This is a genomic window from Candidatus Zixiibacteriota bacterium (genome assembly GCA_040753495.1).
GTDB lineage: Bacteria > Zixibacteria > MSB-5A5 > GN15 > PGXB01 > DYGG01.
The window spans coordinates 22,686-30,112 of the sequence record JBFMEF010000183.1; the positions used below are offsets into that span (position 1 = coordinate 22,686).

Consider the following 7,427-nt stretch of genomic DNA (forward strand, 5'->3'; position numbering starts at 1 on the left):
CATCCCCGCTATTGCACCTGGCTGCCGTCGAAGAGACGTATCAGCCGTTCGGTTCGGTCAGCCATCGCCTGGTTGTGTGTCACCATGACGATGGTTGTGTTTTCATTTTTGTTGAGGTTGATGAGAATATTCAGAATCTCTTCGCTCATAGCCGAGTCCAGATTTCCGGTCGGTTCGTCCGCCAGAATCAATTCCGGTTCCCCGACGATGGCGCGGGCGATGGCCACCCGCTGACACTGTCCGCCTGAAAGCTGACCTGGAAAGTGCTTGATCCGAGCGCTCAACCCGACCTTGTCCAGCGCCGCCGCCGCCCGGCGGCGCCGTTCGGCATTTGACATGCGGCGGTACAGCAAAGGGACTTCGACGTTATCCACCACAGTCAGATCATTTATGAGATGGTAGCTCTGGAAGACGAAGCCAATCTTCTGATTGCGCAGCCGCGCCGTCTCCCGACCGCTCAGGCGAGTTACCGGTTGGCCGTCGACCTCAATTACCCCGCCGGTCGGTTCATCCAGCAGTCCCATAATATTGAGAAGGGTGCTTTTGCCCGACCCCGACGGTCCCATTACCGAAAGGAATTCTCCTTTCCTGACATCGATGTTGATGTTGGTTAAGGCCAGTGTCTCAATCGAGCTGGTGCGGTAGACCTTTTCAACACCACTCAGTTTCACCATGTCCGTATCCTCTCCTTTCATAGCAAACCGCCGGGATTGCTTTTCGCGCTCAGTCCGTTATGGAAATCTCGCTCATATTGATATAGCTTTTCATATCCGAAATAATCACCTCGTCGCCCGGTCTTATGTCTCCCTGAAGCTCCACATAATCGAAATTGGAGACCCCGGCCGTTGCCTCCCGGCGAACAGCTTTGTTTCCTTGGACAACAAATACCTTGTGTTCCATAAGACCGTCGTAGAATGGCCCGTTCTTGACCCGCAGTACGTTGGGTTTGGAGGCCGTCACCACGAATACATCGGCCCGCAGATTGGGTCGAAGCACCCGGTCGGCCTTGTTGTCCAGTGTGACCAGGAAGGTTATTACGCCGTTTTGCACGGCCGGGTTGATAGAGGCGATCCTGCCGGACAGATCGCGGTCGTTGATCCGAACCCGGACCGGACCGCCGGCGACCAGTTTCTCTGCGTGGACATCGGAGATTTTCGCCTCCACACGGAACCCGCTCAGATCGGCGATCCGAGCGATCACATCGCCCGGGTTGACCGAAGCGCCAACGTTCTCGTTCACCCACGTTACCACTCCGTACCGGTCGGTCCGGGCCTCCGCCAGGGCCATCTGACGGCGGGTTTCATCGATCGTGTTCTCCTGGATTTTGATCCTGAGATCCAGCCCGTGAAAATCGGCCTGTGATGCGACGTCGTGGTGTTTCATCTTCTCACTCAGCTGCTCCAGTTCCTTATTGGTGATGGCAGCGTTCAACTCGGCTTGTTCCAGCCCCTCTTTGGTGCTGACTCCGATCGCAAGGAGTCTTCTCTCCCGCTCAAGTCGCGAAGCCGCCAAGCGGGTCTGCATCTCTTTGATGCCATACTCGGTCTCCAGCTGCTGCCGCTGTTGCAATAGCTCCAAACTGCGCCGTGCCTTCTCATTGTGCAAGAGCTCCAGTTCGTTCAGCAGCCTGGTGTAGGTGAGCCGAATCGATTCCATATTGAGGACCAAAATCGCCTGACCGGCCTGAACCATATCTCCCGAATGCAGAAAGACGGTATCGATCCTTGATTGAATGGGGGAAGTAATGGCCTGCTCGAAATCGGGGACGACCACGCCGGAGGCCGTTATCGCCGCATCCAGCGGGCCCATCTCTGCCACGGCGGTCCGTAATGTATTGCGGCTGATCGACCGGGAAATGAGGGAACTGAAGATCCACAAGGCCAGAAGCAGCACAAGCGGAATTGAGGCAATCTTGGCGTACTGCTTCCACCGGTTTCTTCGAATTATCTCAGGTGATAATTCCCGATCCATCGGCATCTCCTTTCTGTTCGACACAGGAGTACGTATCAATTCCCGTGCCCGTCGCCATCGCATTGCCGTCCAACACGTTGTCCGCGACTTAGATGAGAGCGACCTGTCCGGAATCGGACACGTTGTTCGATTTCATTAATCAACATGGTGCCGTTGACGTCATGCCAACCAATCTGAAGAGCATAAGTTCGGGAGAGTTAGGGGACCTTTTCCAAAGAGAACTCTAGTCTAAAAGTTCTGGGTACTGATAAGACAACCCCGCCATAGACTATTGTAGTCCATTCTTTCATTTAGTTCTTTCATTCAGCTGGCTCAAGATGTAATTTCTTCTTGTTGAAGGAGAGAAACCACACGGGGAAATGGGTTTTGAAAAGATGAACTTCGCTCAGACCCTCAGGCTCTACCGCGATCTCGCGGATTGGTATCCTCTGTTGACGCCGGTGAGCGACTACGCGGAAGGAGCCGCCTTCTACTATCATCTTTTCGAGACCCACTGTCAGAGACAACCAAGGACTTTACTCGACCTCGGCAGTGGAGGTGGGCACAATGCGGCTCATCTCAAAGCCAGGCTGAGTTGCACACTGGTTGATCTCGAGCCGGCCATGCTGGGGCTGAGCCGCCGTGTCAACCCAGAGTGCGAGCACATTCAAGGCGACATGCGCTCAGTCCGACTGGGGCGCCTCTTTGATTGTGTTCTAATGCACGACGCGGTCTGCTACATGACCACGCGCGCCGATCTTGCCAGAGCCATTGCCACGGCTTTCGAGCATACGGCCCCAGGTGGGGTGGCGATGTTCCAGCCGGATTTCGTCTCTGAGACTTTCGCGCCGGGCACGGAGAGCGGCGGCAGCGATGGGAATGGGCGGGCATTGCGCTACCTCGAATGGCGGTGGGTTCCCGACTCTGGAACCGAAATGTACGTGACTGACATGGCGTACCTATTGAGAGATGAAGAAGGAGCTATCGAGTTAATCCACGACCGTCACCTTATGGGTCTGTTCCCGAGAACCGTCTGGATGGAGTTAATTGCAGCCACCGGCTTTGAACCGCTGTTGGTTTCCTTCGAGCACAACTCGTACAGCGATACCGGACACGAGGTATTCCTGGGGAGGCGGCCGGTCGCCGACGAAAGGGCAGCCACTTCTACTAGGGCTATTAATCGTATCTAATAGTCTTCCATCGGTTTCGGCTAATCTGGGTATAGTGTGGCCGGATTGAGAACTCAAATCTGACAGAAGTTTGGGGGGATGAGATTAGGGGGGCGCTTGGATTTTGACTGCCCCAGCAATAGTTGGAGCATTCTATCATATTTCTATCGGCTTTTTCTTAACTTGGATGTATAAGCGTAAGAAGCGCTGAGTATCTGTCTTTTTTAGACCTTGAACCTCTCTACCATGTGAGGCGTATGGCGTGAGGGAAATCGGATAATAATGAGCAAACTCGATAAAGACTATAAGGCCCGGCTGTTGGACAAGTGTGATCCACCTTGCCTTTCACTTTACCAGCCAACTCATCGGCATCGTCCAGACAATCAGCAGGATTCGATCCGGTTTCGAACTCTTGTAAAGGAATTAGAAAAATCGCTACGGCGACAATACGCTAAGGCCGACGTTCAGACATTGCTGCAACCGTTTCTGAAATTGGCTAACGACAGGGACTTCTGGAATCACACGCTTGACGGTTTGGCCGTTCTGGGAGCGAGAGGTGTATTCCGCGTCTACAAACTTGGGCGGCCTGTCGCCGAAATTGCTATAGCAGCGGATAGTTTCCACAGCAAACCATTGATGCGTATGCTACAGTCAGCTGATCGCTATCAGGTTCTCGGCTTGAACCGAGAAGCGATAAGGCTTTTCGAGGGCAACCGCGATGCATTGGACGAGATCGAATTGGCCGAGGGTGTTCCGAAGACGATTACCGAAGCGCTGGGCGATGAATTGACAGATCCGCACCTGACCGTTGCCTCATATGGTGGCGTCGGTCAGGGGCGTTCGCCCATGCATCACGGCCACGGTGGCAAGGAGTCCGAAGTAGATATCGACACGGAACGTTTCTTCCGCGCCGTCGATCGCGAGATTTTGGAACGCCACTCGAAGCCGTCGGAACTTAAACTGATACTGTCGGCATTGCCGCAATACCATAAGCTGTTTCACCGGGTCTCCAATAATCCATTCCTGATAGAGGACAGCATTGAGGTTCACCCGGACGCTGTGACCATCGACGAGCTCCGCCAGCGCGCCTGGCAGATTCTTGAACCACATTATCTGGCGCGGCTGGCCAAGCTGGCAGAGGAGTTCGGCAACGCAAAGTCCAAGGGACTTGGCGACGACGTACTGGTTCAGGTCACGAAGGCTGTTGTAGCCGGGAGGGTGGCTACTCTCATGATAGAAGCTGATCGAATTCTACCCGGCCGAATTGACCCCGCAACCGGCGAAATCGAATTTGGCGATATATCACATCCCGAAGTTGATGACGTACTTGATGACTTAGGCGAACTGGCTCTGAAGAAGGGCGGGCAAATTGTCATCATCCCAGCCAAGCAAATGCCGTCTGAAACGGGTGTAGCTGCTATCTACCGTTATTGAGGATGGCGGTGTCGACCAGCAAGGAGACAGCGCAAGACACCCGGCGGAAACTTTATCCCCGCAACCGAACTATATATCCTGTCGCCATCTGATATTCTTCCAATTGAAAATCGAGGGCGCACTCCGTCATCGAACAGCCTTAATTCACCTTGTGCAGTTTCAGCCGGCTGCAACTCGGCGATTCGGGATTCGTAATAGAAAGCAGTATGGCTCCCGGAGGTCTCACTTTGCCGGAACTCTCATTAGAGAGATGGTGTCCCAGGGAGCGTTTGATTACGATAATTATATGAGATATTTGAAAACCGACATGGCTGTCTTCAAAGGAAATTGAGCAAGCATTTCTCGCAGATTTTGAAAACCGGCTTCTTGAGTAAAGTAAATGAAATCCTACTCGCTTTAAGCGGCAAAGAACCCTCAGGGAAGGAAAAAAAATGGAGAAACAAGTTTGTCGTCCGATACTGGTCACCGGCGCCGGAAGCGGCATAGGGAATTATCTTGTCAAGTATCTGGCGGCTCGCGGACATATAGTTTACGGCGCGGCTCGCCGGGAGGACGACCTCCTTGAACTGGGTAAGATTGACAACGTAATTCCGGTCAGACTCGATGTCAGGGATTTCAGGCAGGTACGGGAGGCGGAAATTCTCGTGAGAGAGCAGGGCACAGGGCTTTACGGGCTGGTGAACAATGCTGGACTGGGAGAACTCGGTATGCTTTCCACGTGGACCGAAGATGAACTGGCAAACATATTCGACGTGAATGTCTTTGGGCCTTTCCGTATGACAAACGCCTTTCTGAACCTGCTGCTTGAGTCTGAAGGAAGAATAGTGAACATAGGTTCACAGGGGGGAGTGATAACTTACAAGTACTATGGTCCGTACACGATGACCAAGCATGCGCTGGAGGCATACACGGATACGTTGAATTATGAACTGGAGCCGTATGGGGTGCGAGCGAGCATTGTTCAGCCTGGCGGCATAGCGACAAATATCGGGGCAAAATCGATGGAAGGAAATATCGCACGGTTCAAACGGGCTAAAGCCCCCTTTGACGAAGAAGCGAAGCAAATCCTGACAGGTCTGGAGACGGCGCCGGCGGCAAATGATGAGGAAGAATCCGAAACGAATCGAAAGCCGTCCTCTCCGGAAATTGTCGCGACCGCCGTGTATGAGGCGCTGTTTTCGGAGCGACCGAAGTTACGATATCTGGTAGGCACCAGATGGGAGGGAAATCGTGTGCTCAAGGCGCTGCTAGCGCAACTTCTGGATGAAAATGACAATCCGCAGCATAACTATTCGCGCGACCAACTGGTGGCTCTTCTTGACCAGCAGATACTCGACCGTCAGGATTCGGGATGATAGACGGAACGCAAGCGGCTCGGCAGTCAGGGCCGATGCTGTCGTATTGAAAGTACTGATGTTTCAACATCTTAAAACGTTGCCTTTCCTGTCAACAATTAGTAAGTTATAGCAGGCATTTGACAACCGGTGGTATTATACTGCCTTAAGCGGGAAATTGTCGATCATGCCGCGAAGCGAATCAGACGACAGAACCCGATCCAACGTGCAGATTCAGAAGAACATTAAGATCGGGCATTATCGAGTCCTCGAGCGCATTGGCGCCGGTGGGATGGGTGAGGTGTACCTGGCTGAGGATACTGAACTCAATCGGAAAGTCGCCCTCAAATTCCTGCCTTCTCATCTCTGTCAGGATGCCGACTGCCGCGCCCGGTTCAAGCGGGAAGCGCAGGCGGCGGCGAAACTGAATCATCCGAACATAGTGACGATTTATGAGGTTGGGGAATTCAGTGGCAGACCTTTCTTCGCCATGGAGTATGTTGAGGGACAGTCGCTCAAGGAAGTGGTCGCCGGCAAGACGCTGCCCCTGGAGCGAATCATTGATATCGGCACTCAAGTCTGTGACGGGCTTCAGGCGGCGCACGAGAAGGGTATCACCCACCGGGATATCAAACCCACCAACATCCTGATCGATTCACACGGCCGGGCACGGATTGTGGACTTTGGTCTGGCCTCAGTGTTGGGAATGGATCATCTGACCAAGACCGGCTCGACGCTCGGAACGATTGGTTATATGTCTCCCGAGCAGGCGGAAGGCAAGGAAGTGGACCATCGCTCGGATGTCTTTTCGCTGGGTGTAGTGCTTTATGAGATGGTCACCGGAAGGCGGCCTTTTGACCGCGAGAGTGATGTTGCTACAACTAGGGCAATTGCTACGGACACACCGGAGCCTCTGGCGAGATACAAGATCGGGGTTTCGGACGAACTACAAAGGGTTGTTAACAAGGCTCTGGAAAAAGATCTGAAGACTCGTTACCAGCATGTGGATGACCTCGCGGCTGACCTAACCGCTCTGGTTACCCGCGCAGCCGCGGTGGGGGCTGGATCAGCGAGGCGCTTCTTTGTCTCGGCTGTGATCATCGTCGCAATCTTGGCAACTGCGATTGTTCTGAAACCGTGGCGATTTCTAAGCTCGGAAGCATCGAGAACACCAAGAAAGCGAGTAGCCGTCCTTCCATTTCGCAACCAGACCGGCGACGCCGGGATTGACAATCTTGGTTTGATGGTGGCGGACTGGACGGCTCAAGGATTCTCAATGCTGAATCTGGCTGAAGTTATCTCGACCGAGCGGATGTTTCAACTCGGCAAGGAAATGCGCGACAAATCTGTCGCGAAGTCAACAGGTGCTGAACTGTTAATCAGCGGTTCATATTATAGGATCCAAGATACCATCCTTTTTCAAGCGCAAGTTGCAGATGCCGATGGAAGAGTTCTGCAAGCCATTGAGCCGGTTAAGTCGAGATCGGCCAACTTGATGGAAGGAGTGGAATCAGTCCGACAACGTGTTCTGGGCGCCTTG

6 protein-coding genes are annotated in these 7,427 nt (G+C 53.4%); 4 read left to right on the forward strand and 2 right to left on the reverse strand.

The window, feature by feature from the left end; translation table 11 throughout:
- Positions 1 to 8: 8 nt before the first annotated feature.
- Together AB1690_11930 and AB1690_11935 are read right to left on the reverse strand one after the other, a co-directional pair.
- Positions 9 to 674 (reverse strand): ABC transporter ATP-binding protein, encoded by a 666-nt coding sequence (locus tag AB1690_11930; GenBank protein ID MEW6016018.1) that lies wholly within the window; start codon positions 672 to 674, stop codon positions 9 to 11.
- Between the two features lie 49 nt (positions 675 to 723).
- Complete coding sequence (locus tag AB1690_11935; protein ID MEW6016019.1) at positions 724 to 1,971, reverse strand: efflux RND transporter periplasmic adaptor subunit; 1,248 nt, start codon at positions 1,969 to 1,971, stop codon at positions 724 to 726.
- Between the two features lie 359 nt (positions 1,972 to 2,330).
- Here AB1690_11935 and AB1690_11940 point away from each other — a divergent pair, with 359 nt between their 5' ends.
- The 4 genes from AB1690_11940 to AB1690_11955 all read left to right on the forward strand — a co-directional run.
- Positions 2,331 to 3,140 carry a class I SAM-dependent methyltransferase gene (locus AB1690_11940; protein ID MEW6016020.1) on the forward strand — a complete coding sequence of 270 codons (810 nt, stop codon included), beginning with the start codon at positions 2,331 to 2,333 and terminating at the stop codon, positions 3,138 to 3,140.
- Positions 3,141 to 3,401: 261 nt separating this feature from the next.
- Positions 3,402 to 4,553 (forward strand): hypothetical protein, encoded by a 1,152-nt coding sequence (locus AB1690_11945; GenBank protein ID MEW6016021.1) that lies wholly within the window; start codon positions 3,402 to 3,404, stop codon positions 4,551 to 4,553.
- Positions 4,554 to 4,984: 431 nt separating this feature from the next.
- Entirely contained in the window at positions 4,985 to 5,908 is a 924-nt protein-coding gene (locus AB1690_11950) for an SDR family oxidoreductase (GenBank protein MEW6016022.1), read from the forward strand.
- A gap of 166 nt (positions 5,909 to 6,074) precedes the next feature.
- A partial coding sequence (locus AB1690_11955) for a serine/threonine-protein kinase (GenBank protein ID MEW6016023.1) occupies positions 6,075 to 7,427 on the forward strand: 1,353 nt, incomplete at its 3' end.